Consider the following 23,081-nt stretch of genomic DNA (forward strand, 5'->3'; position numbering starts at 1 on the left):
CGATGATCGACCTGTACGTCTATTACAAGGTCCGCGGCGTCGACGCGGCGCGCCTGGCGCCGCTGGTGCGCGCGATGCAGGAGCGACTGGCCACGCAGCAAGGCGTGCGCGGCCAGCTCAAGCGTCGTCCGGAAGAAAAGGACGGCCTGCAAACCTGGATGGAAATCTATCCCGGCGTCGCCGACGGTTTCGCCGAGGTGGTAGCGAGTGCCGCCGCCAACGCCGGCTTCGATGGCCTGATCGAGGGCCCGCGCCGCGCCGAAATCTTCACGGACCTGCCGCCATGTGCCTGATCGTCTTCGCATGGCACGTCCTGCCGGGCGTGCCCGTCATCGCCGCGGCCAACCGCGACGAATTCTACGACCGCCCGGCCACCCCGGCCGGCCCCTGGCCGGAGGCCCCGCACGTGATCGCCGGGCGCGACCTGCAGGGCGGCGGCAGCTGGATGGGGGTGTCGCTGACCGGCGCCAACGGGCCGCGCTTCGCCGCCCTGACCAATATCCGCGCGCCCGACGAACGGCGGCCGGACGCGCCCTCGCGCGGGGCGCTGGTGGCGGACTTCCTGCGCGAGGACGTGACGGCGCCCGACTATCTGCAACGTATCGTGGAGCGCGGCGACGTCTACAACGGCTACAACCTGGTGCTGGGCGACGGCGAAGCGCTGTACTGGTACTCGAACCGCGGCGGCGCCGATCCACGCAATGGCCAGCCGCTGGAGCGCGGACGCATCTACGGCATCTCGAACGGCCTGCTCGATGCGCCGTGGCCGAAGGTGCTGCGCACCAAGGCGCAGTTCGCGAGCCTGCTGTGCCAGGGTGCGCCGGAGGACGCGTATTTCGAGATGCTGGCCGATACCACGCGCGCGCCGGACGTGCGGCTGCCGGAGACCGGGATGCCGATCGAAGTGGAGCGGATGCTGTCGCCGGTGTGTATCGAGATGGAGGGGTATGGGACGCGCACGTCGACGGTGGTCAAGCTGTATCGCGGGATGGAGCCGGAACTGCATGAGCGCGTGGTGCAGCCGGGGGTGGTGGAAGCGCTTTAGTTCGTCGGCCAAGCGTTGATCGGCTGACGTTATTGGCTGACCGGCGGACTTGGGTTCCCGCCTTCGCGGGAACGACGTTTTTAGTGAGGTGGCCGATGCTGAGTTACGTACTTGGCCGAAGTCGGAAAACCCGCGCACATCTTACTTATCCAACGTCATTCCCGCGAAGGCGGGAATCCAAGCTTGCACGCGCACCGCATCAGCATCCATGCAACCACGGTCGACGTCCTCCTAGCGCCGCCCCTTCATCCCCGCCTTCAGGATCTCCTTCAAATGCGGCGACGCCGCATACGGATCCGCCGGCGGCTTGCCCTGCACCAGCGCCTCCATGCGTTCCTTCACCGCCCCCAGCGCCTGCGGATGCGAGAACACGTAGAACCGCCCTTCGCGGATCGCGTCGAACGTCAGCCTGGCCACGTCCGCCGCCGACACCTTGCCCGACCCGACCGCCTTTTCGGTCAGCGCCTGCGCCGCCATCTGGCTCGCCGTCATGATCGCGTCGGTGCGCAATTCATCGGGCCGGTGCTTGTGCGAATGCGCGATCGCGGTCGGAATGAAATAGGGACACAGCACCGAGGTCCCGATCGGCGCGTCGACCAGTTTCAGGTCGTGGTACAAGGTTTCGCTCAGCGCCACCACCGCGCTCTTGGACACGTTGTAGATACCCAGCGCCGGGGCATTCAGCAGCCCCGCCATCGACGCCGTATTCACGATCCAGCCGCGATACCCCGGATCGGCCGCGGCGCATTCGAGCATCACCTGGGTGAACACGCGCACGCCATTGACCACGCCGAGCACGTTCACGCCCAGCACCCATTCCCAGTCTTCGCAGCTGTTCTCCCACACCAGACCGCCCGAACCGACCCCGGCGTTGTTGAACACCAGGTGCACCGCGCCGAAGCGCGCCATGGCCGAATCGGCCAGTTCCTGCACGTGCGCGCCCTTGCGCACGTCGCACACCATCGCCAGCACCTCGGCGCCGGCGTGCTGCAGCTCGTCGGTGGCGCGTTCGAGCGCCTTTTTCTGCACGTCGCCCAGCACCAGCTTCATGCCGAGGCTGGCCGCCAGGTTGGCGAACTCGCGGCCCATGCCGCTGGCGGCCCCGGTAATGACCGCCACCTTCCCGTGAAACTCGTCCATCTCTCTTCGCCCCTCATGTGCTTGGTCGGCACCGGCCACGCCGGCATGGCGGACGGGCGGCGCGGCTTACACCGCCGTCACTCCGCCATCCACGGCCAGCGTCTGCCCGGTGATGTGCTTGCCGGCGTCGGAGGCGAACAGCACCACCGCGCCCTTCAGGTCCTCGTCGTCGCCGAGCCGGTTCAGCGGCGCGGCGTGCGCCAGGTTGTCGGCGCCATAGGTCGCCAGCACCGACCTGGTCATCTTCGACGGGAAGAAGCCGGGCGCGATCGAATTCACGGTGATCCCGTACCGGCCCCATTCACCAGCAAGTGTCCTGGTGAAATTTACCACTGCGCCCTTGGATGTGTTGTACGCCAGGGTCTGCATGGCGTCGGGCGGGTTGCCGGCCAGGCCGGCGATCGACGAGATATTGATGATGCGCCCGTAGCGGCGCGGGATCATCGAGCGTTTGCCGACCGCCTGCGACACCAGAAAGATCGAGCGCACGTTCAGGTCCATCACCTTGTCCCAGGCTTCCAGCGGGTAGTCCTCGGCCGGCGCGCCCCAGGTGGCGCCGGCGTTGTTGAGCAAAATGTCGACCCGGCCCAGGTGCGCCAGCGCGGCGTCGACGAAGGCGTGGGCCTGGTCGGCCTGCGCCAGATCGGCGGCGATGCCCTCGGCATCGAAGCCCTGTTCGCGCAGCCGCGCCACGGTCGCAGCCAGCTCGTCCTCCTTGCGCGAGGCCAGCACCAGGCGCGCGCCCTGCTCGCCCAGCGCCTGCGCCATCTGCAGGCCGAGCCCGCGTGAACCGCCGGTGACGATCGCCGTCTTGCCGGCCAGCGAAAACAGTTCCTGGGTAGTGCGCATGCGGTCTCCGTGTCGTTGCTTGATGGTCGTCAGCGAATCGTGATGGTCAGACTTCGTAGTCCATGCACTGGCGCGCTTCGCGGATGGCGCCGATGAAGGGCACCAGCGCCTGGTGGGTCGGGTGCTGCGCGTAAGCGGCCAACGCTGCGCGGTCGGCGAATTCCGAATAGAGCACCACGTCGTAGGTCGCTTCCAGGTCGGGCTGGGCGATGGTGACCTCGAAGACGTGGATGCCGGGCACGATGTGGGCGCATTCGTCGAGCCGGCGCTTCATCTCGCGCGCATTGGCGGCGCGCTCACGGCCCTCGGCTTGCTCCTTGAGCTTCCACATCACGATGTGCTTGATCATTGATTCTCCTGAAAATTGCGGTTGCTTGGATTTTGCCGGCGCGCCAGCGCCAGCGTAGCTCACAGCATACGCCCGCGCTCTCGTTCCGTGAAGATTCCGCAAGCCGTCACGCAAGTCGCATAGGATGACGCTGCCAGACAGGCGCGGCATTCTCCGACGCGCACCCGGGAAGCCCGAGAAGTCATGCGTCAGGCATATGTAAGATTGGCGCAAGAATCGCGTAAGGTTCGCGGCGCAGAGTGGGTCTCGCCGACCGACAGTCGGCATTTCCGGTAACACAAAAAATCGACACGGAGACACCCATGGCTATCACACCCGGCATGACCGCCGGAGGACAGGCAGCTCCCTCCTCCGCCGGACTCACCAAGGAAGAACGCAAGGTCATCGCAGCTTCTTCTCTCGGCACGGTTTTCGAGTGGTACGACTTTTATCTGTACGGCTCGCTCGCCACCATCATCGCCAAGCAGTTCTTCATCGGCGACCCCAGCACCACCTTCATCTTCGCCCTGATGGCCTTCGCGGCCGGCTTCATCGTGCGTCCGTTCGGGGCACTGGTGTTCGGCCGCCTGGGCGACATGATCGGGCGAAAATACACCTTCCTGATCACGATCCTGATCATGGGCGCCTCGACCTTCCTGGTCGGCGTGCTGCCCAGCCACGCCCAGATCGGCATCGCGGCGCCGATCATTCTGGTCACGCTGCGCATCCTGCAGGGCCTGGCGCTGGGCGGCGAATACGGTGGCGCCGCCACCTACGTGGCCGAACATGCGCCGCACGGCAAGCGCGGCCTGTTCACGGCCTTCATCCAGACCACGGCCACGATCGGGCTGTTCCTGTCGATCCTGGTCATCCTCGGCACCCGCACGCTGGTCGGCGAAGACGAATTCCAGGCCTGGGGCTGGCGCATCCCGTTCCTGATCTCGGTGATCCTGCTCGGGATCTCGGTGTGGATCCGGATGTCGATGAGCGAGTCGCCGGCCTTTGCCAAGATGAAGGCCGAGGGCAAGACCTCGAAGGCGCCGCTGTCGGAAGCCTTCCTGAAACCGAAGAACGCGAAGATCGCGCTGCTGGCCCTGATCGGCCTGACCATGGGCCAGGCAGTGGTGTGGTACACCGGCCAGTTCTACGCCCTGTTCTTCCTGACCAAGACGCTCAAGATCGACGAGCCGACCGCCAACGTGCTGATTGCCATCGCCCTGCTGCTGGCGACGCCGTTCTTCATCGTGTTCGGCGCGCTGTCCGATAAAATCGGCCGCAAGTGGATCATCCTGGGCGGCTGCATGATCGCCGCCCTGACCTACTTCCCGATCTTCAAGGCGATCACCCACTACGGCAACCCGGCGCTGGAAGCGGCGATCCGCAGCGCGCCGGTGGTGGTGGTGGCCGATCCGGCGACCTGCTCGTTCCAGGTCGACGCCACCGGCACCAAGAAATTCCCGTCCTCGTGCGACATCGCCACGCGCATGCTGACCGCCGCCTCGGTCAGCTACAACCGGGTCGACGCGCCGAGCGGCACGGTGGCCACGATCAAGATCGGCGACGCCCAGTACCAGTCGTTCAACGCCGTCATGACGCCGGATAACCTGAACTTCGACGAAGCCTCGAAGGCGCGCGAAGCGGCGCTCAAGAAGGAAGTGACGGGCTCGCTGAAGGCGGCCGGCTATCCGGAGAAAGCCGATCCGGCGGCGATCAACAAGCCGATGCTGGTGCTGCTGCTGTTCATCCTGGTGCTGTACGTGACCATGGTCTACGGCCCGATCGCGGCGATGCTGGTCGAAATGTTCCCGACCCGGATCCGCTACACCTCGATGTCGCTGCCGTATCACATCGGTAACGGCTGGTTCGGCGGCCTGCTGCCGACCACGGCCTTCGCGCTGGTGGCATTCAAGGGCGACATTTATTACGGGCTGTGGTATCCGATCGTGATCGCGGTGATCACCTTCATCATCGGCGCCCTGTTCGTGCGCGAGACCAAGGACAACAATATCTACGCGCATGACTGACGCGCAGTACTGAATGAAAAATGCCGCTGGCGACAGCGGCATTTTTTTTGCCTCGCACCCCGGCGACGTCGGGCCGGCCCGCCTTCGCTGCCGCCGATGTGCCGCGCATAGCGAAAACCTTGCAATTCGTCCAGCTGTCCAGGAACTGTCGCGCTCGCGCCACGCCGTAAATTGTGGCGCATAAGCATCCCTGCTACTGTGGAGACCGGTTGATTATCACCAATAATCACCATCACTCATCACCCCCTCTCACAGGAGTCAACATGCGCCTCAAACTCGTCTTCGCCGCCGCCTGCCTCGCCCTGTCCGCATCCAGCCACGCTACCCTGCTCAAGAACGGCGGCGCCGAACTCGGCACGCTCGAGGGCTGGACCGCGGGCGGTGTGTCCAGTCCCGGCATCGACGATGGCAGTTTCGACGAGGGCATCAACCCGCGCACCGGCTCCTTCATGTTCTACGGCGGCCGCGGCTCCTTCGGCTCATTGACCCAGAGCGTGCTGCTGCCGAACTACGGCCAATCGCGCCAGGTGCGCGTCTCGTTCTGGGAGCAAGGCCTGGACCAGGACATCCCGAGCGACCAGGGCTACGTCTCGCTGACCTGGCGCGACATCGACGGCGGCGTCCTCGGCAGCGTGCAGACCCCGGGCATCGATTCGCACGATGGCATCTGGACCAACTGGAACGGCCTGTTCGCGGTGCCGGCCTCGGCGTTCACGGTCGACTACACGATGCATTTCGTGCGCAACGTCGGGCGCGACCTGGACGCCTTCTTCGACGAGAACGAGCTGACCATGGTGCCGGAGCCGGGTTCGATCGCCATGCTGGCGCTGGGCGCGCTCGCGCTGGCCGGCGTGCAGCGCCGTTCGCGCCGCCCGGCCCTGCGTCCGCTGACCGCAGCCTGAGGGCCGAACGGCGCGGGTCGACGGTCTTGCTTCAGGCCGTCGGTAGCCGGTGCTCGCGGTAGGCGTCGCGCAGCTTGTTCTTCTGAATCTTGCCGGTGCCGCCCACCGGCAAGCCGTCGGTGAACACCACGTCGTCCGGAATCCACCACTTGGCGACCTTGCCGATGAAAAATTCCAGCATTTGGTCGCGCGTGACCTCGGCGCCCGGCCGCCGCACCACCACCAGCAAGGGCCGCTCGGCCCACTTCGGGTGCTGCACGCCGATGCAGGCCGCCTGCAGCACACCCGGGTGCGACATCGCCACGTTCTCCAGGTCGATCGACCCGATCCACTCCCCGCCCGACTTGATCACGTCCTTGCTGCGGTCGGTGATCTGCAGATAGCCGTCCGGGTCGATGGTGGCCACGTCGCCGGTCGGGAACCAGCCGTCCTGCAAGACGGCGCCGCCTTCGTCTCGGAAATAGCCTGACACCACCCACGGCCCCTTGACCAGCAGGTGGCCATACGTCGTGCCGTCCCAGGCCAGCTCGGCGCCGTCGTCGTCGACGATCTTCATGTCGACGCCATAGATCGCGTGGCCCTGCTTGCGCAGCACCGCGCGCCGTTCTTCCGGCGACATGGCGTCATGTTTGGCCATCAGGGTGCAGGTGGTGCCGAGCGGCGACATCTCGGTCATGCCCCAGGCGTGCACCACCTCCACGCCAAAGCGGTCGATCAGCGTGTCCATCATCGCCGGCGGGCATGCCGAGCCGCCGATCACGGTGCGGCGGAAAGTCGAGAAGCGCAGGTCGTTCTGCACCACGTGGTTGAGCAGCCCCAGCCACACGGTCGGCACCCCGGCCGAGAACGTCACGCCCTCCGCCTCGAACAGGTCGTACAGCGACTTGCCGTCCAGCGCCGGGCCCGGATACACCAGCTTGGCGCCCGACAGCGGCACCGAGTACGGCAAACCCCAGGCATTCACGTGGAACATCGGCACCACCGGCAGCACCACATCGCGTGCCGCCACGTTGAGCGCATTCGGCATGCTGGACGCATACGCATGCAATACCGTCGAGCGGTGCGAATACAGCGCGCCCTTCGGGTTGCCGGTGGTGCCCGAGGTGTAGCACAGCGCCGCCGCCGAGCGCTCGTCGAACTGCGGCCAGGCGTAGTCCGGCGCGCCGGACCCGACCAGTTCCTCGTAGCACAGCAGCGTCGGGATACCGCTTTCGCGCGGCATCTGCTCGCGTCCGCACAGGGCGATATAGCCCTTCACGGTCTTGCAGTGGCGCGCCATGGCTTCGATCGCCGGCAGGAAAGTGAGATCGAAGAACAGATACTCGTCGTTGGCGTGGTTGACGATGTAGGCGATCTGGTCCGGATGCAGGCGCGGGTTGATCGTGTGCAACACGGCGCCCGAGCCGGACACGCCGTAATAGAGCTCCATGTGGCGGTAGCCGTTCCAGGCCAGGGTGGCGACGCGCTCGCCCATCGCCACGCCCAGCTTGCCCAGCGCGGACGCCAGCTGGCGCGAGCGGCGCGCACAGTCGCGGTAGGTATAGCGGTGCAGGTCGCCCTCGACCCGGCGCGACACGATCTCGGTGTCGCCGTAATGGCGGGCGGCGAACTCGATGATGCTCGAGATCAGGAGCGGCTGATCCATCATCTGGCCCATCAGGGGACTCATCGGCAAATCGTTCATTGGCGCTCCCGTGGCTAGAATGGCAACATGAGCCAAAGTGTCGTGCCGCCGGCGCCGATGCGTCAATGGATTTCGATGATGCACCGCATCAAGCGCGCGCCGAATGCGTCTTGCCTGAGCGTTACCGGATGTAACGCCGCCCCGCGCCGCAGCGGTGCGCGAATAGAATCAGGCTGGTGCGGTAAAATCGCGCCTGATGCTGTCCACATGTTCATCTCACCGCAACGGGAACTGCCATTACTGCTGACGACCTGCCCCTGAACAATTCGTTTGCCGAATTGCCGCCGGCGTTTTACACGCGCCTGATGCCAACGCCGCTGCCGTCGCCCCATTTCATCGTGGCCAGCAGCCCTGCCGCCGCCTTGATCGGACTCGATGCGGCCGACCTCGCACGTCCCGACTTCGTCGACCTGTTCACCGGCAACAAAGTTGCGCCGCGCTCGCAGCCGCTGTCGGCCGTGTATTCCGGCCACCAGTTCGGCGTCTGGGCCGGCCAGTTGGGCGACGGCCGCGCCATCACGCTGGGCGACTTGGCCACCGCGGACGGACCGATGGAACTGCAACTCAAGGGCGCCGGCCGCACGCCGTATTCGCGCATGGGCGACGGCCGCGCCGTTCTGCGTTCGTCGATCCGCGAATTCCTGTGTTCGGAAGCGATGGCGGCGCTCGGCATTCCGACCACGCGCGCGCTGATGCTGACCGGATCGCCGCAAGGCATCGCGCGCGAGACCATGGAGACCGCCGCCGTGGTCACGCGCATGGCGCCGACCTTCATCCGCTTCGGCTCCTTCGAACATTGGGAATCGCGCGGCCAGCACGATGAGCTGCGCCTGCTGGCCGACTATGTTCTCAAGCATTTTTATCCCGAACTGCTGGGCGCCGATAATCCGTACAAGGAATTGCTGGCCGAGGTCACGCGCCGCACCGCACGCATGATCGCGGGTTGGCAGGCGGTCGGTTTCATGCACGGCGTGATGAATACCGACAATATGTCGATCCTGGGCCTGACCCTGGACTATGGCCCGTTCGGCTTCATGGAAGCGTTCGACGCCAACCACATCTGCAACCACACCGACAGCCGCGGCCGCTATTCGTATGCGAACCAGGTGCCGGTCGGGCACTGGAACTGCTACGCACTCGGCAACGCCCTGCTGCCGCTGATCGGCGCGCCCGAGGTGGCCGAGGAAGCGCTCGACGTGTATCGCCCCGAGTTCGGGCGCCAGCTCGACACCCTGCTGCACGCCAAGCTCGGCCTGAACGAGTCGCGTGAGGAAGACAGCGCCTTGTTCGACGCCATGTTCGGCCTGCTGCAGGCGAACCACGCCGACTTCACCCTGTTCTTCCGCCGCCTGGGAGAACTGAAGCTCGACGAACCGGCTTACGACGAGCCGCTGCGCGACCTGTTCATCGACCGCCCCGCGTTCGACGCCTGGGCCGCGACCTACCGCACCCGCTTGCGCAGCGAACACAGCGTCGATGCAACGCGGCGCGCGGCCATGGGGCGCGTCAATCCGAAGTACGTCCTGCGCAACTATCTGGCCCAGACCGCGATCGAACAGGCGCAGAACGGCGACTTCAGCGGGGTACACCGCCTGCTCGCCGTGCTCGAGCGCCCGTTCGACGAGCAGCCCGAGAACGCATCGTACGCGGCCCTGCCGCCCGACTGGGCAGCCCACCTCGAGGTGAGCTGCTCTTCCTGATCTACCCGAGAACACCCCCGGAAACACCGAGAAAGAGAATCATGACCGACAAAGTGACCAAGACCGACGCCGAATGGCGCGCCCAGCTCGACCCGATGGAATACCAGGTGACGCGCCATGCGGCCACCGAACGCGCCTTCACCGGCAAGTTCTGGGACCACCACGAGCACGGCATCTACCATTGCGTCTGCTGCGACACCCCGCTGTTCGAATCGGACGCCAAGTTCGAGTCCGGCTGCGGCTGGCCCAGCTACTTCCGCGCGCTGGATCCGGAAAACGTCATCGAAAAGACCGACCGCACCCACGGCATGATCCGCACCGAGATCATCTGCGCGGTATGCGACGCCCACCTCGGCCACGTGTTCCCGGACGGCCCGCCGCCGACCGGCCTGCGCTATTGCATCAACTCGGCCGCGATGCGCTTCGAGCCGCTCTGAGGGATCACGCTTCATGAAATTCCTGTTCGACTTCTTCCCGGTCCTGCTGTTCTTCGGCGTCTATAAATACGGCGACAACAACCAGGACTGGGCGCACCGCATGGCCGTCGAGTTCCTCGGCTTCATGACCGCGGGCGGCGCGGTGCCGGCTTCGCAGTCGGCGATCCTGCTGGCCACGGCGGCGGCGATCGTCGCCACCGCGCTGCAGATCGGCTATCTGCTGGCGCGCGGCCGCAAGATCGACACCATGCTGTGGCTGTCCCTGGGCGTGATCCTGGTCGCCGGCGGCGCCACCATCTATTTCCACGACGAGACCTTCATCAAGTGGAAGCCGACCATCCTGTACTGGGCCTTCGCCGTGGTGCTGCTTGTGGCGCAGGTGTTCTACCGCAAGAACCTGATGCGCTCGGTGATGGAAGCGCACCTGAACCTGCCCGACCCGATCTGGAACCGGGTCGGCTACACCTGGATCCTGTTCTTCGTGGCCATGGGCCTGCTGAACCTGCTGGTCGCGTTCGTGGTGTTCCGCACCGATACCAGCGCCTGGGTCAGCTTCAAGCTGTTCGGCTTTACCGGCATCTTCTTCGCCTTCACCATGATCCAGGCGATGATGCTCTCTAAATACATCAAGGAGGAAGACGCATGACCACCAACGACCGTACCGAGCGCCTGCGCGCCCTGCTCCAGGCCGAGCTGGCCCCCACGTCGCTCGAGATCATCGACGACTCGCACCTGCACGCCGGACACGCCGGCGCGGCCTCCGGCGGCAGCCATTACACGGTCAAAATCGTGTCATCCCGCTTCGAAGGCCTCAAGCTGGTCATGCGTCATCGTCTTGTGTATGATGCCGTGCACGACATGATCAACAAGTCGGAAGTCCACGCCCTCGCCATCAACGCGGTGGCCCCTTCCGAGCTGCCTTGAGCGGCGTCGTTGTCATTCCAGGCCACTGTTTTCAGGCAGGATTAAGAAATTTGTTCGACAATTGAACTGGCAGTTACAAGAATTAATCTAATCTCGTTCAAGCAACTTTCCCCGTCACAGGAACACCACATGACTTTTAAGCCAGCATCCCTGCTGTTAGCCCTGATCGCCGTTGCATCGGCACCTGCCTTCGCCCAGAACGCGGCGGTGGTGAACGGCAAGGCGATCCCGTCGTCGCGTCTCGACGAAGCCGTCAAGACCGTCGTGGCGCAAGGCCAGGGCCAGGATTCGCCGCAGCTGCGCGCCGCGATCAAGGACGAACTGGTCGCCCGCGAAGTGCTGATGCAAGAAGCGGTCAAGCAGGGATTCGACAAGAAGCCTGAAGTCAAGCAGGCGCTCGACAACGCTCGCCAGACCATCATCGTCAACCAGCTGGCGCGCGACTACATCGCCAAGAACCCGGTAAGCGACGCGGAAATCAAGGCCGAGTACGACAAGGCCAAGGCAGCCAACGGCGACAAGGAATACCATGTGCGCCACATCCTGCTGGGCACCGAAGACGAAGCCAAGGCCGTCATCGCCAAGCTGAAAGGCGGCGCCAAGTTCGAGGAACTGGCCAAGCAGAGCAAGGACACCGGCACCGCCAACAACGGCGGCGACCTGGACTGGGCTCCACCGTCGCAGTTCCCGCCCGAGTTCGCAGCCGGCTTCACCAAGCTGCAAAAAGGCGCGATCACCGATGTCCCGGTCAAGACCCAGGCCGGCTTCCACGTGATCAAGGTCGACGACACGCGCCCGCTGCAGCTGCCGGCGCTGGACCAGGTCAAGCCACAGATCGCCGATGCCCTGTCGCAGCGCAAGCTGCAAGACTATCAGGAGCAAATGGTCAAAAAGGCAAAGGTGCAGTAAGATATGCAATCGCCGGTGCTTCGGGGCACCGGTTTTCGTCGCCTGCGGCGATACTTTTCGTGTTTATATAGGATCACAACAATGATTTTGAAGCCAGCCCGCCTGCTGTTAGCCATGTCCGCACTGGTTGCGCTGCCGGCACTCGCGCAAAACGCTGCAACCGTCAATGGCAAAGCGATCCCGCAGGCCAAGGTCGACCAGCTCGTCAAGCAAGTCGTCGCCCAGGGCCGCGCCACGGATTCGCCGCAGCTGCGCGAGATGATCAAGAAAGACCTGATCGGTCGTGAAGTGCTGATCCAGGAAGCCGACAAGCAGAACATCGGCAACCGCGCCGACGTCAAGGCCGCGATCGACAACGCCCGTCAAAGCATCATCATCAACGCGATGCTGGCGGACTACGTCAAGAAGAACCCGGTCAAGGACGCCGACATCAAGGCCGAGTACGACAAGTACAAGGCGCAGGTGGGCGACAAGGAATACCACGCACGCCACATCCTGGTCGACAAGGAAGAAGACGCCAAGGCGATCATCGCCAAGCTGAAAGGCGGCGCCAAGTTCGAAGAGCTGGCCAAGCAGTCGAAAGACGGTTCGGCCCAGAACGGCGGCGACCTGGACTGGGCAAGCCCGGCCAACTACGTGCCTGAGTTCTCGAAAGCCATGGTCGCCCTGCAAAAAGGCGCCATCACCGAGACCCCGGTCAAGTCGCAGTACGGCTACCACGTGATCAAGCTGGAAGACGTGCGCGCCGCCAAGGTCCCGCCGCTGGAAGAAGTCAAGCAGCAGGTCGCGGAACAGCTGCAACAGCGCCAGGTGGCGCAGTACCGCGAAAGCCTGGTCAAGAAGGCCAAGGTGCAGTAATCGCGCAAGCGGTTGCTCGACAAGAAAAGCGCTCTTCGGAGCGCTTTTTGTTTGTCCGTGAATTTGTGCGCATTTGTAGGCGGGGTGTGTTTGCTATCGTTGCCGTTTGCCTGCGGCGTCATGGCCCGGGTCCGATCGCAGCTTGCCCAAGGATGTGCCGATGCACGAATTCTGGTTCTCTACCGTCTCCCAGGGCCTGTTCTGGCTGGCCGGCATGTTCGTGCTGACCCGCTGGCTCGGCCGCAGCCGCCTGCGCGCGCGCCCGCCGCAGGAGGCGCACAGGATGGTGCAGCCGGTCGGCATCCTGCTGCTTGCCGTTCTGCTGCTCCTGATGATGGCCGGGGCCATGATCGGATCCTTCATCTGGCCGGATCAGGAACCGACTCCGTTCTGGGCCTACCTGATCCTGATGGCGATGGTTGCGTTGAGTCTGTACCTGATCGCCGACTATCGCTACGCCCGCCACATGGTGAGCGACAGCGGCATGGGGTACGGGCGCGCCTTCGGCGGGCGCGGCAGCTTCATCTGGAACGAAGTCGGACACGTCGGCTTCAACAAGCACATGAACTGGTACCGGCTCACGCTCGAATCCGGCAACACGGTGCGCATCAGCGCCCTGCTGATGGGCCAGCCCGAATTCGCGCGCGCGGTGTTGCAGCACGTGCCGGCGGCGCGCATCGACGCCGCTACCCGCACCATGCTGTACGACGCGTCGAACCGCAAGCTGCCGCCGGTATGGAAGTAGGCTTCGTGATGGACACGGTCTTTCGGCGCGCGCTGCGCGCGGACATCGCCGCCATGTCGCGCATCCGCCTGTCGGTGACCGAGAACGTGCTGTCCGATCCCACGCGGGTGACGCTGCAGATGTACGAGGACTACCTCGAAGACTGCGGCCGCGGCTGGGTGGCCGAGATCGACGGTGTGGTGGTCGCCTTCTGCTACGCCGACAAGGTCGACGGATCGATCTGGGCCCTGTTCGTCGCACCCGGGCATGAAGGCCTGGGCCTGGCCAGGCGCCTGCTCGCGTGCGCCGTCGACTGGCTGTTCGCGCTCGGCTTCCCGGTGATTACCCTCACCACCACGCCCGGCACCAGGGCCGACCGTTTCTACGGGCGCCAGGGCTGGCGTCGCGGCAGCGCCAGCCCGAGGGAAGTCGCCTACTCGCTGTCGCGCGAGGACTGGCGTCAATCGTGATCGCGCAACGGCTTTCTGTGGCTACGCTCTACCACCATGGACCGCTCATGTCCAAACTGAGCTTGCTGAGCACGATGGAGGTAATGAGCGCGAGTGCCCCCAGCGCCAGCACGAAAATCGCAATGGCCTTGCCGGTCGCAAGCAGCACCGCGCGCCGCTCCATCTGCTTGTTCTTCTTCCCTTGATCGTAGTGCCACTTGACGGCGAAGAACATGCCGATGCCCAGCACCACAACCTTGAACGTAACGAAGACTACAGGGAACCATTCCATGATATTTGAGTATTTCCCGGCTATGACGTGACACTGTCCATCTCGAAGCGGAGTGCGTCGCCGAATGCAGATCAGAAAGGAGAAAACGGCAGCAACTCGCATGCGAGGATGGTGTTGCTGCACGTTCTGAGGCATTCTACTCGCAAGCAAGATCCATACATCGAGACAAAATGTCCCAGTTAAAAACCATACAAGATGACGTCGCGCCAATCTGGTTGCCGCGCCTGGCCGCGCAGGGCGGGCCACGTTTCTTGCAGATTGCCGATGCGTTGCAGGCGGCGCTCGCAGACGGCTTGCTGAAACCGGGGGACCGCCTCCCTCCGCAACGCCGGCTGGCGGCACAGCTGAACGTCGACCTGACGACCGTTACGCGCGCCTACGATGAAGCCCGGCGCCGCAACTTGCTGGAGGGCCGCGGCGCCCGCGGCACCTATGTCGCGGCGCCGAAGGCAGAATTATCCCCCATCCTCGACCTGAGCATGAACACCCCGCCGCCGCCGGATGGTGTGGACTTCGACGACATGATGCAGCAAGGTCTGTCGCAAGTCCTGATGCGGTCAGATAACGCGTTGCTGATGACTTACCACCTGGGCGGCGGCAGCGACGCGGACCGCGAGGCTGGCGTCCAATGGCTCGCACCGATGTTCGGGCAGCTGGATGCCCGGCAGCTCGTCGTCTGCCCGGGCGCGCAGGCGGCCATCGCCGCATTGGTTCTGGCGCTGACCGAACCTGGCGACGTGATCCTGGCCGAGCCGACGACCTATCCCGGCTTGCGTGCGGCAGCGAACCAATTCGGCCGACGCATCATTGCAGTCGAAGCCGATCAGCACGGGATGCTGCCCGAGATGCTGGAGGAAGCGTGCCGCCAGCACAAGCCCGGGCTGGTCTATCTCAATCCGACACTCCAGAACCCGACTGCCATCACCATCCCCGCACACCGGCGCAAGCAGCTCGCGGGCATTGCACAGCGCTTCGATGTGCACATCGTCGAGGACGATCCCTATTGGCGGCTTGCCGATGCCCCGCCGCCGCCGATCGCCACGTACGCCCCGCAACAGGTCTATTACATCTCGACCTTGTCGAAATGCCTGACGCCCGGCTTGCAGGTCGCGTTCGTGCTGGTACGCGACCCGCACGAACGCCAACGTTTCCTCGCCGCGCTACGCTCGTTCGCGCTGATGGTCGCGCCGCTGACGGCCGGGCTGGCCACTCAGTGGATCCTGGACGGCTCAGCCGAACGCTTGCTTGCAGGCGTCCGCAACGAGGCGCGCCAGCGCCAACGGATGGCCCGGGATATCCTGGCAGGACGCCACAGTGGCGCCGAAGACGGTCTGCACGTATGGCTCGAGCTGCCCGCGTACTGGAACTCGGCGCAGCTTGCACTGGCCGCCGACGCCGAAGGCATCGCCGTCACGCCGGCCGAGGCGTTCGCGACCGGCAGCGGGACCGTGAACGCCATCCGGATCTCATTGGGCAGCATCCAGGACCGCGCACGCTTGCAGGCGGGTCTGCTACGGTTGTCCAATCTGCTTGCGCGGCGGCCCGATCCGTTCAGCGCTGCGGTGGTTTAACCGCCCAGCTCCTGCAGGCGCTTGCGCAGCAGCTCGCCACGGCGTGCATCCGGCGCTTGTTGCAACAGGCCCTGCAGCGCCGCCCGTTCCGCCGTACGCAGTGCATCGCCTTCTGCCGTAGCAATGTCCGGCTTGACACCGATGCCTTCCCAGTTGGTCTTGCTCACCGGATTGATCGCGCGTCCGCTCGGGATGAACGCGAACAGGTGCGCATGCAGGCGGTGCCCGCCGCCTGGATGGGCGCCGCCCCGCGTGGTCTCGCCGATGATGGTCGCGCGCTTGAGCTGCTTGAGGTTGTAGGCGAACTCTTCCGCCCCGGAGAAAGTGCGCTTGCTGGTCAGCACATACACCTTCTTGGTCCCGCCGAAGCGCTTGCCCGGCACCTGGTCCCTGGTCCAGAACTCGTCGGTGCGGTCGCCCTTGCGCCAATACATATTGTTCAGGTGAGTGCGCCGGTCGAACAGATAGCTCGTCACGAACGCCACCGCATCGGGATCGCCGCCGCCATTGTTGCGCAGGTCGACGATCAGGGCGTCGGTGTCGGCCACGACCGACATCGCCGCGCCGAGGGTCGGTTCGGCCAGGTCCAGCGCCGCGAATTCGCGCAGATCGAGGTAGCCGATATTCCCGGGCAGCGCCTCGATCTTCCTGACACCGAAGTTGCTGGCCTTGAAGTGCTCCAGCATGATGCGGTCGCTCTCGGGCGTGCGCTGCGGTCCTGCCTCCTCCTCGGGAATCGGTTCTAGCGTGGTCCTCACGACCAGGTGCAGGTCGCCGGTCGGCTGGCGCAGATCCTCGGTCAACGCCTGGCCGAGCGGCCCCAGTTGATCCATGCCGCGATAGGCGCCGCGCTGCTCCTTGGCGCTGATCCGCTCCACGATCAGCTTCGCTTTATCCGGAAACACATACTCTTCGCTGATCTTCTGCTTGAGCGTGGCGATGATGGCGGTCCGGGTGGCGTCGTCGATGCGGTATTTCGGCGTCGCCGCGCCCGCCGTGGCTGTCAGGCACGCGAAGCCCAACACGAACAACAACTGCAGTGCCGATGGTTTCATGGGAAGTAGTCGATGGTTGAGTTGGTCGCAAGCGTCGCCGACGGCGGCATGAAATCCTGCCTGCAGCAAGCATACCTTCACTCCCCTGCAGAAATAAAAAAACGCCTCCGAAGAGGCGTCTTTTATGCTGCGAGGGTGATCAACCGACCCACTTGCGCGCGTTGCGGAACATGCGCATCCACGGCGACTCGTCACCCCACGTTTCCGGCGCCCACGAGTGCACCACGCCGCGGAACACGCGCTCGGCGTGCGGCATCAAGACCGTGAAGCGGCCATCGTCGGTGGTGACCGAGGTCAGCCCGCCCGGCGAACCGTTCGGGTTGAACGGATAGGTTTCGGTCGCCTGGCCATGGTTGTCGATGAAGCGCATCGCCTTGTTGGCGGCGTTGATGTCGCCGGTCAGCGAGAAGTCGGCGAAGCCTTCGCCGTGGGCGATGGCGATCGGCGCCTGGGTGCCGGCCATGCCTGCGAAGAAGATCGACGGCGAATCGAGCACCTCGACCATGCCGAAGCGCGCCTCGAACTGTTCCGACTTGTTGCGGGTGAACTTCGGCCACGCATGCGCGCCCGGGATGATCGACTTCAGGTTGCTCATCATCTGGCAGCCGTTGCACACGCCCAGGCCAAAGGTGTCCTGGCGCGCGAAGAATTTGGCGAACGCATCGGCCAGCTGCGGGTTGAACAGGATGGTCTTGGCCCAGCCCTCGCCCGCACCCAGCACGTCGCCGTACGAGAAGCCGCCGACGGCGATGATGCCGTGGAAGTCGCTAAGTGCGGCGCGGCCGGCGATCAGGTCGCTCATGTGGACGTCGATCGCGTTGAAGCCGGCCTGGTGCATCGCCCAGGCGGTCTCGATGTGCGAGTTGACACCCTGCTCGCGCAGGATCGCCACGCGCGGACGCACGCCCGTTGCGATGAACGGCGCCGCCACGTTATCCGCCAGGTCGAAGGTCACCTTCGGCGACATGCCCGGATCGCTTTCATCCAGCAGGCGGTCGTATTCCTGGTCGGCGCAGGCCGGGTTGTCGCGCAGGCGCGCGATGCGCCAGCTGGTCTCGCTCCACAGGCGGTGCAGGCTGCTGCGCGATTCGCTGTAGATCACCTTGGCGTCGCGCGTGAACTCGATCGCGCCGCGGTCGTTGAGTTTACCGATGATGTGGCTGCAGGCGCCCAGGCCCTGGTCGCGCAGCACGTTCATGACGGCGCTCTTGTCCTCCAGGCGCACCTGGATCACGGCGCCCAGCTCTTCGCTGAACAGCGCGCGCAGCGTCATCTCGTTGCGGCGCTCGGCCACCTGGCCGGCCCAATTCTTGGCATCACCCCAGTCGGATGCGTGCTCGCCTTCCATCGTCAGGATGTCGAGATTGACCGACACGCCGGCGCGGCCGGCGAAGGCCATCTCGGCCAGGGTACCGAACAAACCGCCGTCGGAACGGTCGTGGTAGGCCAGCAGCTTGCCGTCGCTATTGAGCTGCTGGATCGCGACGAAGAAGGCTTTCAGGTCTTGCGGCGAATCGACGTCCGGCACGCTGTCGCCCAGCTGCTGGGTGACTTGCGCCAGGATCGAGGCGCCCAGGCGGTTCTTGCCGCGTCCCAGGTCGACCAGGATCAGGGCGGTGTCGCCCTTGTCCGTCTGCAGTTGCGGGGTCAGCGAGCGACGCACGTCGGTGACCGGCGCGAACGACGACACGATCAGCGACACCGGCGAGATCACGGCCTTGCTTTCGCCGTCATCGTTCCAGGTGGTGCGCATCGACAGCGAATCCTTGCCGACCGGGATCGACACGCCCAGCGCCGGGCACAGTTCCATGCCCACGGCTTTCACCGTGTCGAACAGCGCGGCGTCCTGGCCCGGCTGGCCGCAGGCCGCCATCCAGTTGGCCGACAGCTTGATGTCGGAGATGTCCGCGATCGGCGCGGCGGCGATGTTGGTGATCGCCTCGCCCACGGCCATGCGGCCCGAGGCGGCGGCGTCGATCACGGCCAGCGGGGTGCGCTCGCCCATCGCCATCGCTTCGCCCACGAAACCTTCGTACGACATCGCGGTGACGGCGCAGTCGGCCACCGGCACCTGCCATGGGCCGACCATCTGGTCGCGCACGGTCATGCCGCCCACGGTGCGGTCGCCGATGGTGATCAGGAACGATTTGTCGGCCACGGTCGGATTGAGCAGCACGCGGCGCACGGCTTCCTTCAACTCGATGCCGGTCAGGTCGACCGGCGGGAAGGTATGCTCGACGTGCTCGACGTCGCGCAGCATCTTCGGCGGTTTACCGAGCAGGACGTCCATCGGCATGTCGACCGGCGACGCATTCGCGGCGTCGGTTGCCTGATCGTCGATCAGGCGCAGCTGACGTTCTTCGGTGGCGGTGCCGACCACGGCGAACGGGCAGCGTTCGCGCTCGCACAGGGCCGCGAAGGTGGCCAGGTCGCTAGGCGCGATCGCCAGCACATAGCGTTCCTGCGATTCGTTGGACCAGATTTCCTTCGGCGCCATGCCGCTTTCTTCCAGCGGCACCTTGCGCAGCTCGAAGATCGCGCCGCGCTTGGCGTCGTTGACGATTTCCGGGAACGCGTTCGACAGGCCGCCGGCGCCGACGTCATGGATCGAGATGATCGGGTTGTTCTCACCCAGCTGCCAGCAGCCGTTGATCACTTCCTGGGCGCGGCGTTCCATCTCCGGGTTGCCGCGCTGGACCGAGTCGAAGTCGAGGTCGGCGGTGTTGGTGCCGGTGGCCATCGACGAGGCGGCGCTGCCGCCCATGCCGATGCGCATGCCCGGGCCGCCCAGCTGGATCAGCAGCGAGCCGACCGGGATCTCGTCCTTGTGGGTGTGGGCGGCCGAGATGTTGCCGATGCCGCCGGCGATCATGATCGGCTTGTGGTAGCCGTACACGGCGCCCGCCGCGCCGACGTTCTGCTCGTAGCTGCGGAAGTAGCCGCCCAGCACCGGGCGGCCGAATTCGTTGCTGAAGGCGGCGCCGCCGATCGGACCGTCGATCATGATCTGCAGCGGCGAGGCGATGCGTTCCGGCTTGCCGTACACCGCGTCGACGCGTTCGCTGCGGGTCACGTCCGAGGCGTTCTCCCATGGACGCTGGGCGTCCGGCAGCAGCAGGTTCGACACCGTGAAGCCGGCCAGGCCCGCCTTCGGCTTGGCGCCGCGGCCGGTCGCGCCCTCGTCGCGGATCTCGCCGCCGGCGCCGGTCGAGGCGCCCGGGAATGGCGAGATCGCGGTCGGGTGGTTGTGGGTCTCGACCTTCATCAGGGTGTGGGTCAGCTCGGTCGACGGGCCGTATTGCTGGCCTTCGCGCGGGAAGAAGCGGGTGACCGTCGCGCCTTCGATGATCGACGAGTTGTCGCTGTAGGCAACCACGGTGCCGCGCGGGTTGAGCTGGTGGGTGTTCTTGATCATGCCGAACAGCGACTTCTCTTGCTTGACGCCGTCGATGATCCAGTCCGCGTTGAAGATCTTGTGGCGGCAGTGTTCGCTGTTGGCCTGGGCGAACATCATCAGCTCGACGTCGGTCGGGTTGCGCTGCGCGCGGGTGAAGGCGTCGTTCAGGTAGTCGATCTCGTCGATCGACATCGCCAGGCCCAGTTCGGTATTGGCGCGCACCAGGGCGTCACGGCCTTGGCCAAGCACGTCGATGCTTTCGAGCGACTTGCCTTCCAGTTCGCGGAACAGGTGCTGCGCTTCGTCCGCACGGCGCAATACGGTTTCGGTCATGCGGTCGTGCAGCAGCGCGCTGACGGCTTCCAGTTCGGTGTCCGACAGCTTCTTCGGGGCGCCGATGCTGCTGCCCAGGATGCCGGTTTTCAGCACCACGGTGTAGCCGACGCCGCGTTCGATGCGGTGCACGTGGGTCATGCCGCAGTTGTGCGCGATGTCGGTCGCCTTCGAGGCCCACGGCGAAATCGTGCCCAGGCGCGGGATGACGAAGAATTCCTCGCTCACACCCTCGTACAGCGTTTCAGGGGCCGGCTCGCCATAGGTGAGCATGGCCGACAGGCGCGCGGTATCGTCGGTCGACAATGGCGCGCTGGTATCGATGAAATGGTAGAAGCGCGCCTGGATTGCGGCAATCGACGGGGCGACGGCTTGCAGTTGGCTCAGGAGGCGTTGGCTACGGAAGGCGGACAGGGCGTTGGAACCCGGCAGAATCAACATGGCTTGGACAGTCGGTTGATGCAGCGTGGCTGCTTGGGTGGAAGATAGCCCGCTATTATACAGTGTTGTATAGGCGCGACCATGGGGTCCCGGGGCATTGCCGAGCTCGCTAGCCGACGGCATTGCGCCGTCGGTATTCTGTCGCAAGACACAATGGCGACAGTGCACGGCACTTTCCTTGATTGAAACGACAGTTGTCGGTATCTTTACCGTGAACAATATTTAGGTGTTAAGTAGGCCAACGGGAATGAAAATGCAAGAGAACGGGAATCTGGCGGTATTGGTGGTCGATCCGAATCCGGGCATGCGCACCAGCTTGCAGAACATGCTGACCCTGATCGGCATCGGCAAGGTCGAGTACGCGATCAATGCCAACACGGCCATCAAGCAGCTCACCAAGCGCGCCTACGACGTGGTCCTGTGCGAGTACGACCTCGCCAGCGGCAGCGGCGAGGGCCAGGACGGCCAGCAGCTGCTCGAAGACCTGCGCCACCACCACCTCATTTCCCCGTCGACCATCTTCATCATGCTCACCTCCGAGGGCGTGTACGAGAAAGTGGTCAGCGCGGCAGAATTGACACCGACCGACTATGTGCTGAAGCCGTTCACGGTGGAGCTGCTCAGTGGCCGCCTCAAGCGCGCGCTGGAACGGCGCGCCGCCCTGCTTCCGGCCTGGCAGCAGGCCGCGGCCGGCAAGCTGCGCGAGGCCATCCGCACCTGCGCGGAAGGAGAGAAATCGCAGCCGCGCTACGCCTTCGACTTCGCGCGCATCCGCGCCGAGCTGTACACGACGCTGGGCGAACATCAGCAGGCCGCCAACGTGTACCGCCACATCATGACCGAACGCCCGCTCGGCTGGGCCGCGCTGGGCCTGGCGCGCTGCATGGTGGCGCTGGACCAGATCGACGACGCCCGCTTCATCCTCGACGAACTCTTGATCTCGAACCCGCGCCTGATGGCGGCCTACGACCTGCTGGCGCGCTGCCTCGAGGCCGAGGGCGAGCAGGCGCTGGCCAAGAAGGTGCTGGCCGACGCGGTGGCAATCTCGCCGCACGTGGTGCGGCGCCTGCGCAAACTGGGCGAGGTGGCGCTGGCCAGCGGCGACCTCGAGGCTGCCGAGAAATCGTTCAGGCAGGTGGTGAGCAAGGCACGCTATTCGGAATTCCGCGACCCCGAAGACCACGTCAAGCTGGTCAAGGCGCTGGTGACGCGCGGCTCCCTGCCGCAGGCCAGCGGCGTGGTACGCGACCTGGAGCGCTCACTGCGCGGCAGCCCGGCCGCCGAGGCCTGCAAGTCGTACGCCAGTTCGCTGGTGCACGACAAGACGGGAAACGGCGGCGCGGCCGTGGCCGAGCTGCAGGCGGCGGTGAACGCGGTGCGCGCCAGCAGCGGGCTGTCGCCGAGCCTCAAGATGGAAATGGCGCGCGCCTGCCTCGACCACCGTCTCGACGCCCAGGCCGCCGACGTGATGATGACCGTGATGCACGACGCCGGCAGCGGCGTCACGGTCGACCAGGCGATGGGCGTGTTCAACCAGGCCGGGCGCGGCGACCTGGTCGAGGGCATGGGCCAGCAGCTCAAGGCGCAGGCCCAGATCCTGCTCGGCGTGGCCGACGAAAAGCGCAATATGGGCGACGTGCGCGGCGCGGTGCAGACACTGCTGGAGGCGCTGCACATCGCGCCGACCAACCTGCAGATCATGGTCGCCACCGCCGGCGGCATCCTGCGCCAGGTGAACGAGCTGGGGTGGGATCACCCGCTGGGCCAGACCGCGGGCGAGCTGCTCGACGCGATCCGGGCCCAGGATGCGCAGCATCCGCGGCTGCAGACGCTGGTCGAGGAGTATCAGGCGGCGCGCAGGAAGTATGGTATTGCGGCTTAAGTCGATGCGGGTCTGGCTTGCTGGTTTGCGCGCATAACTTAGGCCCCTGCCTGCGCGGGGAGTCATTGTGACCGATGGGAGCAATGACGGTCTTCAAGGCGCGGGCTCCTAAAAAAATTGCGATCTGCCAGCCCACC

The 23,081-nt window shown here is 65.2% G+C and carries 22 protein-coding genes; 15 read left to right on the top strand and 7 right to left on the bottom strand.

Going from position 1 to position 23,081, the window contains the following annotated elements; genetic code table 11:
- Positions 1–2: 2 nt before the first annotated feature.
- Both QPK27_RS16115 and QPK27_RS16120 read left to right on the top strand, forming a co-directional pair.
- The gene (locus QPK27_RS16115) at positions 3–293 is read left to right on the top strand and encodes a DUF4936 family protein (protein WP_290419269.1); all 291 of its coding nucleotides are present in this window, start codon (positions 3–5) and stop codon (positions 291–293) included.
- Positions 284–1,045, top strand: coding sequence for an NRDE family protein (locus tag QPK27_RS16120; protein ID WP_290419270.1), 762 nt, complete (start codon positions 284–286; stop codon positions 1,043–1,045). Before QPK27_RS16115 ends, QPK27_RS16120 begins: the two co-directional genes overlap by 10 nt.
- A 231-nt stretch (positions 1,046–1,276) precedes the next feature.
- On the opposite strand, the gene QPK27_RS16125 is transcribed toward QPK27_RS16120, so the two are convergent.
- From QPK27_RS16125 to QPK27_RS16135, 3 genes are all read right to left on the bottom strand, one after another.
- The gene (locus tag QPK27_RS16125) at positions 1,277–2,185 is read right to left on the bottom strand and encodes an SDR family oxidoreductase (protein ID WP_290419271.1); all 909 of its coding nucleotides are present in this window, start codon (positions 2,183–2,185) and stop codon (positions 1,277–1,279) included.
- A gap of 66 nt (positions 2,186–2,251) precedes the next feature.
- Entirely contained in the window at positions 2,252–3,034 is a 783-nt protein-coding gene (locus tag QPK27_RS16130; RefSeq protein WP_290419272.1) for an SDR family oxidoreductase, read from the bottom strand.
- Between the two features lie 46 nt (positions 3,035–3,080).
- Positions 3,081–3,383, bottom strand: a complete 303-nt coding sequence (locus QPK27_RS16135; RefSeq protein ID WP_290419273.1) for a Dabb family protein — start codon at positions 3,381–3,383, stop codon at positions 3,081–3,083.
- A gap of 302 nt (positions 3,384–3,685) precedes the next feature.
- Between QPK27_RS16135 and QPK27_RS16140 the strand changes: the two genes are divergently transcribed.
- Both QPK27_RS16140 and QPK27_RS16145 read left to right on the top strand, forming a co-directional pair.
- Positions 3,686–5,386 carry an MFS transporter gene (locus QPK27_RS16140; RefSeq protein ID WP_290419274.1) on the top strand — a complete coding sequence of 567 codons (1,701 nt, stop codon included), beginning with the start codon at positions 3,686–3,688 and terminating at the stop codon, positions 5,384–5,386.
- 263 nt (positions 5,387–5,649) lie between these two features.
- Positions 5,650–6,288: a PEP-CTERM sorting domain-containing protein gene (locus tag QPK27_RS16145; protein WP_290419275.1), complete on the top strand. Its 639-nt coding sequence runs from the start codon at positions 5,650–5,652 to the stop codon at positions 6,286–6,288.
- 31 nt (positions 6,289–6,319) lie between these two features.
- Here QPK27_RS16145 and QPK27_RS16150 read toward each other — a convergent pair whose 3' ends face one another.
- Complete coding sequence (locus QPK27_RS16150) at positions 6,320–7,972, bottom strand: 3-(methylthio)propionyl-CoA ligase (protein ID WP_290419276.1); 1,653 nt, start codon at positions 7,970–7,972, stop codon at positions 6,320–6,322.
- Between the two features lie 27 nt (positions 7,973–7,999).
- Between QPK27_RS16150 and QPK27_RS16155 the strand changes: the two genes are divergently transcribed.
- The 9 genes from QPK27_RS16155 to QPK27_RS16195 all read left to right on the top strand — a co-directional run bounded on the left by QPK27_RS16155 (position 8,000) and on the right by QPK27_RS16195 (position 13,994).
- The gene (locus QPK27_RS16155; RefSeq protein ID WP_290419277.1) at positions 8,000–8,233 is read left to right on the top strand and encodes a hypothetical protein; all 234 of its coding nucleotides are present in this window, start codon (positions 8,000–8,002) and stop codon (positions 8,231–8,233) included.
- The gene (locus QPK27_RS16160) at positions 8,224–9,672 is read left to right on the top strand and encodes a YdiU family protein (protein ID WP_290419352.1); all 1,449 of its coding nucleotides are present in this window, start codon (positions 8,224–8,226) and stop codon (positions 9,670–9,672) included. Before QPK27_RS16155 ends, QPK27_RS16160 begins: the two co-directional genes overlap by 10 nt.
- Before the next feature lie 41 nt (positions 9,673–9,713).
- The gene (gene msrB / locus QPK27_RS16165) at positions 9,714–10,109 is read left to right on the top strand and encodes a peptide-methionine (R)-S-oxide reductase MsrB (RefSeq protein WP_290419278.1); all 396 of its coding nucleotides are present in this window, start codon (positions 9,714–9,716) and stop codon (positions 10,107–10,109) included.
- A 13-nt stretch (positions 10,110–10,122) separates the two neighbouring features.
- Positions 10,123–10,755: a septation protein A gene (locus tag QPK27_RS16170; protein WP_290419279.1), complete on the top strand. Its 633-nt coding sequence runs from the start codon at positions 10,123–10,125 to the stop codon at positions 10,753–10,755.
- Positions 10,752–11,033, top strand: a complete 282-nt coding sequence (locus QPK27_RS16175; protein ID WP_290419280.1) for a BolA family transcriptional regulator — start codon at positions 10,752–10,754, stop codon at positions 11,031–11,033. The genes QPK27_RS16170 and QPK27_RS16175 overlap by 4 nt, the downstream gene beginning before the upstream one ends.
- A gap of 129 nt (positions 11,034–11,162) precedes the next feature.
- Positions 11,163–11,942: a peptidyl-prolyl cis-trans isomerase gene (locus tag QPK27_RS16180; protein WP_290419281.1), complete on the top strand. Its 780-nt coding sequence runs from the start codon at positions 11,163–11,165 to the stop codon at positions 11,940–11,942.
- Positions 11,943–12,023: 81 nt separating this feature from the next.
- Positions 12,024–12,800 (top strand): peptidyl-prolyl cis-trans isomerase, encoded by a 777-nt coding sequence (locus tag QPK27_RS16185; RefSeq protein WP_290419282.1) that lies wholly within the window; start codon positions 12,024–12,026, stop codon positions 12,798–12,800.
- Between the two features lie 160 nt (positions 12,801–12,960).
- Entirely contained in the window at positions 12,961–13,545 is a 585-nt protein-coding gene (locus tag QPK27_RS16190; RefSeq protein WP_290419283.1) for a hypothetical protein, read from the top strand.
- Positions 13,546–13,553: 8 nt separating this feature from the next.
- Positions 13,554–13,994, top strand: coding sequence for a GNAT family N-acetyltransferase (locus tag QPK27_RS16195; RefSeq protein WP_290419284.1), 441 nt, complete (start codon positions 13,554–13,556; stop codon positions 13,992–13,994).
- Positions 13,995–14,022: 28 nt separating this feature from the next.
- Here QPK27_RS16195 and QPK27_RS16200 read toward each other — a convergent pair whose 3' ends face one another.
- Positions 14,023–14,265 (bottom strand): hypothetical protein, encoded by a 243-nt coding sequence (locus tag QPK27_RS16200; protein WP_290419285.1) that lies wholly within the window; start codon positions 14,263–14,265, stop codon positions 14,023–14,025.
- A 170-nt stretch (positions 14,266–14,435) separates the two neighbouring features.
- Between QPK27_RS16200 and QPK27_RS16205 the strand changes: the two genes are divergently transcribed.
- Positions 14,436–15,836, top strand: coding sequence for a PLP-dependent aminotransferase family protein (locus QPK27_RS16205; RefSeq protein WP_290419286.1), 1,401 nt, complete (start codon positions 14,436–14,438; stop codon positions 15,834–15,836).
- Here QPK27_RS16205 and QPK27_RS16210 read toward each other — a convergent pair.
- Together QPK27_RS16210 and purL are read right to left on the bottom strand one after the other, a co-directional pair.
- The gene (locus QPK27_RS16210) at positions 15,833–16,891 is read right to left on the bottom strand and encodes a S41 family peptidase (RefSeq protein ID WP_290419287.1); all 1,059 of its coding nucleotides are present in this window, start codon (positions 16,889–16,891) and stop codon (positions 15,833–15,835) included. The two genes, QPK27_RS16205 and QPK27_RS16210, sit on opposite strands and share 4 nt — an antisense overlap.
- A gap of 139 nt (positions 16,892–17,030) precedes the next feature.
- Positions 17,031–21,062 (bottom strand): phosphoribosylformylglycinamidine synthase, encoded by a 4,032-nt coding sequence (gene purL, locus QPK27_RS16215; protein WP_290419288.1) that lies wholly within the window; start codon positions 21,060–21,062, stop codon positions 17,031–17,033.
- Positions 21,063–21,309: 247 nt separating this feature from the next.
- Here purL and QPK27_RS16220 point away from each other — a divergent pair, with 247 nt between their 5' ends.
- Positions 21,310–22,944, top strand: a complete 1,635-nt coding sequence (locus QPK27_RS16220) for a response regulator (protein WP_308633520.1) — start codon at positions 21,310–21,312, stop codon at positions 22,942–22,944.
- Positions 22,945–23,081 lie beyond the last annotated feature (137 nt).

Source organism: Massilia sp. YIM B02443 (genome assembly GCF_030411955.1).
GTDB lineage: Bacteria > Pseudomonadota > Gammaproteobacteria > Burkholderiales > Burkholderiaceae_D > Telluria.

What these genes read in the sequence shown, in the direction of transcription:
- QPK27_RS16115 (WP_290419269.1), top strand. Translation starts at nt 3, where the DNA reads ATGATCGACCTGTACGTCTATTACAAGGTCCGCGGCGTCGACGCGGCG.
- QPK27_RS16120 (WP_290419270.1), top strand. Translation starts at nt 284, where the DNA reads ATGTGCCTGATCGTCTTCGCATGGCACGTCCTGCCGGGCGTGCCCGTC.
- QPK27_RS16125 (WP_290419271.1), bottom strand. Translation starts at nt 2,185, where the DNA reads ATGGACGAGTTTCACGGGAAGGTGGCGGTCATTACCGGGGCCGCCAGC.
- QPK27_RS16130 (WP_290419272.1), bottom strand. Translation starts at nt 3,034, where the DNA reads ATGCGCACTACCCAGGAACTGTTTTCGCTGGCCGGCAAGACGGCGATC.
- QPK27_RS16135 (WP_290419273.1), bottom strand. Translation starts at nt 3,383, where the DNA reads ATGATCAAGCACATCGTGATGTGGAAGCTCAAGGAGCAAGCCGAGGGC.
- QPK27_RS16140 (WP_290419274.1), top strand. Translation starts at nt 3,686, where the DNA reads ATGGCTATCACACCCGGCATGACCGCCGGAGGACAGGCAGCTCCCTCC.
- QPK27_RS16145 (WP_290419275.1), top strand. Translation starts at nt 5,650, where the DNA reads ATGCGCCTCAAACTCGTCTTCGCCGCCGCCTGCCTCGCCCTGTCCGCA.
- QPK27_RS16150 (WP_290419276.1), bottom strand. Translation starts at nt 7,972, where the DNA reads ATGAACGATTTGCCGATGAGTCCCCTGATGGGCCAGATGATGGATCAG.
- QPK27_RS16155 (WP_290419277.1), top strand. Translation starts at nt 8,000, where the DNA reads ATGAGCCAAAGTGTCGTGCCGCCGGCGCCGATGCGTCAATGGATTTCG.
- msrB (WP_290419278.1), top strand. Translation starts at nt 9,714, where the DNA reads ATGACCGACAAAGTGACCAAGACCGACGCCGAATGGCGCGCCCAGCTC.
- QPK27_RS16170 (WP_290419279.1), top strand. Translation starts at nt 10,123, where the DNA reads ATGAAATTCCTGTTCGACTTCTTCCCGGTCCTGCTGTTCTTCGGCGTC.
- QPK27_RS16175 (WP_290419280.1), top strand. Translation starts at nt 10,752, where the DNA reads ATGACCACCAACGACCGTACCGAGCGCCTGCGCGCCCTGCTCCAGGCC.
- QPK27_RS16180 (WP_290419281.1), top strand. Translation starts at nt 11,163, where the DNA reads ATGACTTTTAAGCCAGCATCCCTGCTGTTAGCCCTGATCGCCGTTGCA.
- QPK27_RS16185 (WP_290419282.1), top strand. Translation starts at nt 12,024, where the DNA reads ATGATTTTGAAGCCAGCCCGCCTGCTGTTAGCCATGTCCGCACTGGTT.
- QPK27_RS16190 (WP_290419283.1), top strand. Translation starts at nt 12,961, where the DNA reads ATGCACGAATTCTGGTTCTCTACCGTCTCCCAGGGCCTGTTCTGGCTG.
- QPK27_RS16195 (WP_290419284.1), top strand. Translation starts at nt 13,554, where the DNA reads ATGGACACGGTCTTTCGGCGCGCGCTGCGCGCGGACATCGCCGCCATG.
- QPK27_RS16200 (WP_290419285.1), bottom strand. Translation starts at nt 14,265, where the DNA reads ATGGAATGGTTCCCTGTAGTCTTCGTTACGTTCAAGGTTGTGGTGCTG.
- QPK27_RS16205 (WP_290419286.1), top strand. Translation starts at nt 14,436, where the DNA reads ATGTCCCAGTTAAAAACCATACAAGATGACGTCGCGCCAATCTGGTTG.
- QPK27_RS16210 (WP_290419287.1), bottom strand. Translation starts at nt 16,891, where the DNA reads ATGAAACCATCGGCACTGCAGTTGTTGTTCGTGTTGGGCTTCGCGTGC.
- purL (WP_290419288.1), bottom strand. Translation starts at nt 21,062, where the DNA reads ATGTTGATTCTGCCGGGTTCCAACGCCCTGTCCGCCTTCCGTAGCCAA.
- QPK27_RS16220 (WP_308633520.1), top strand. Translation starts at nt 21,310, where the DNA reads ATGAAAATGCAAGAGAACGGGAATCTGGCGGTATTGGTGGTCGATCCG.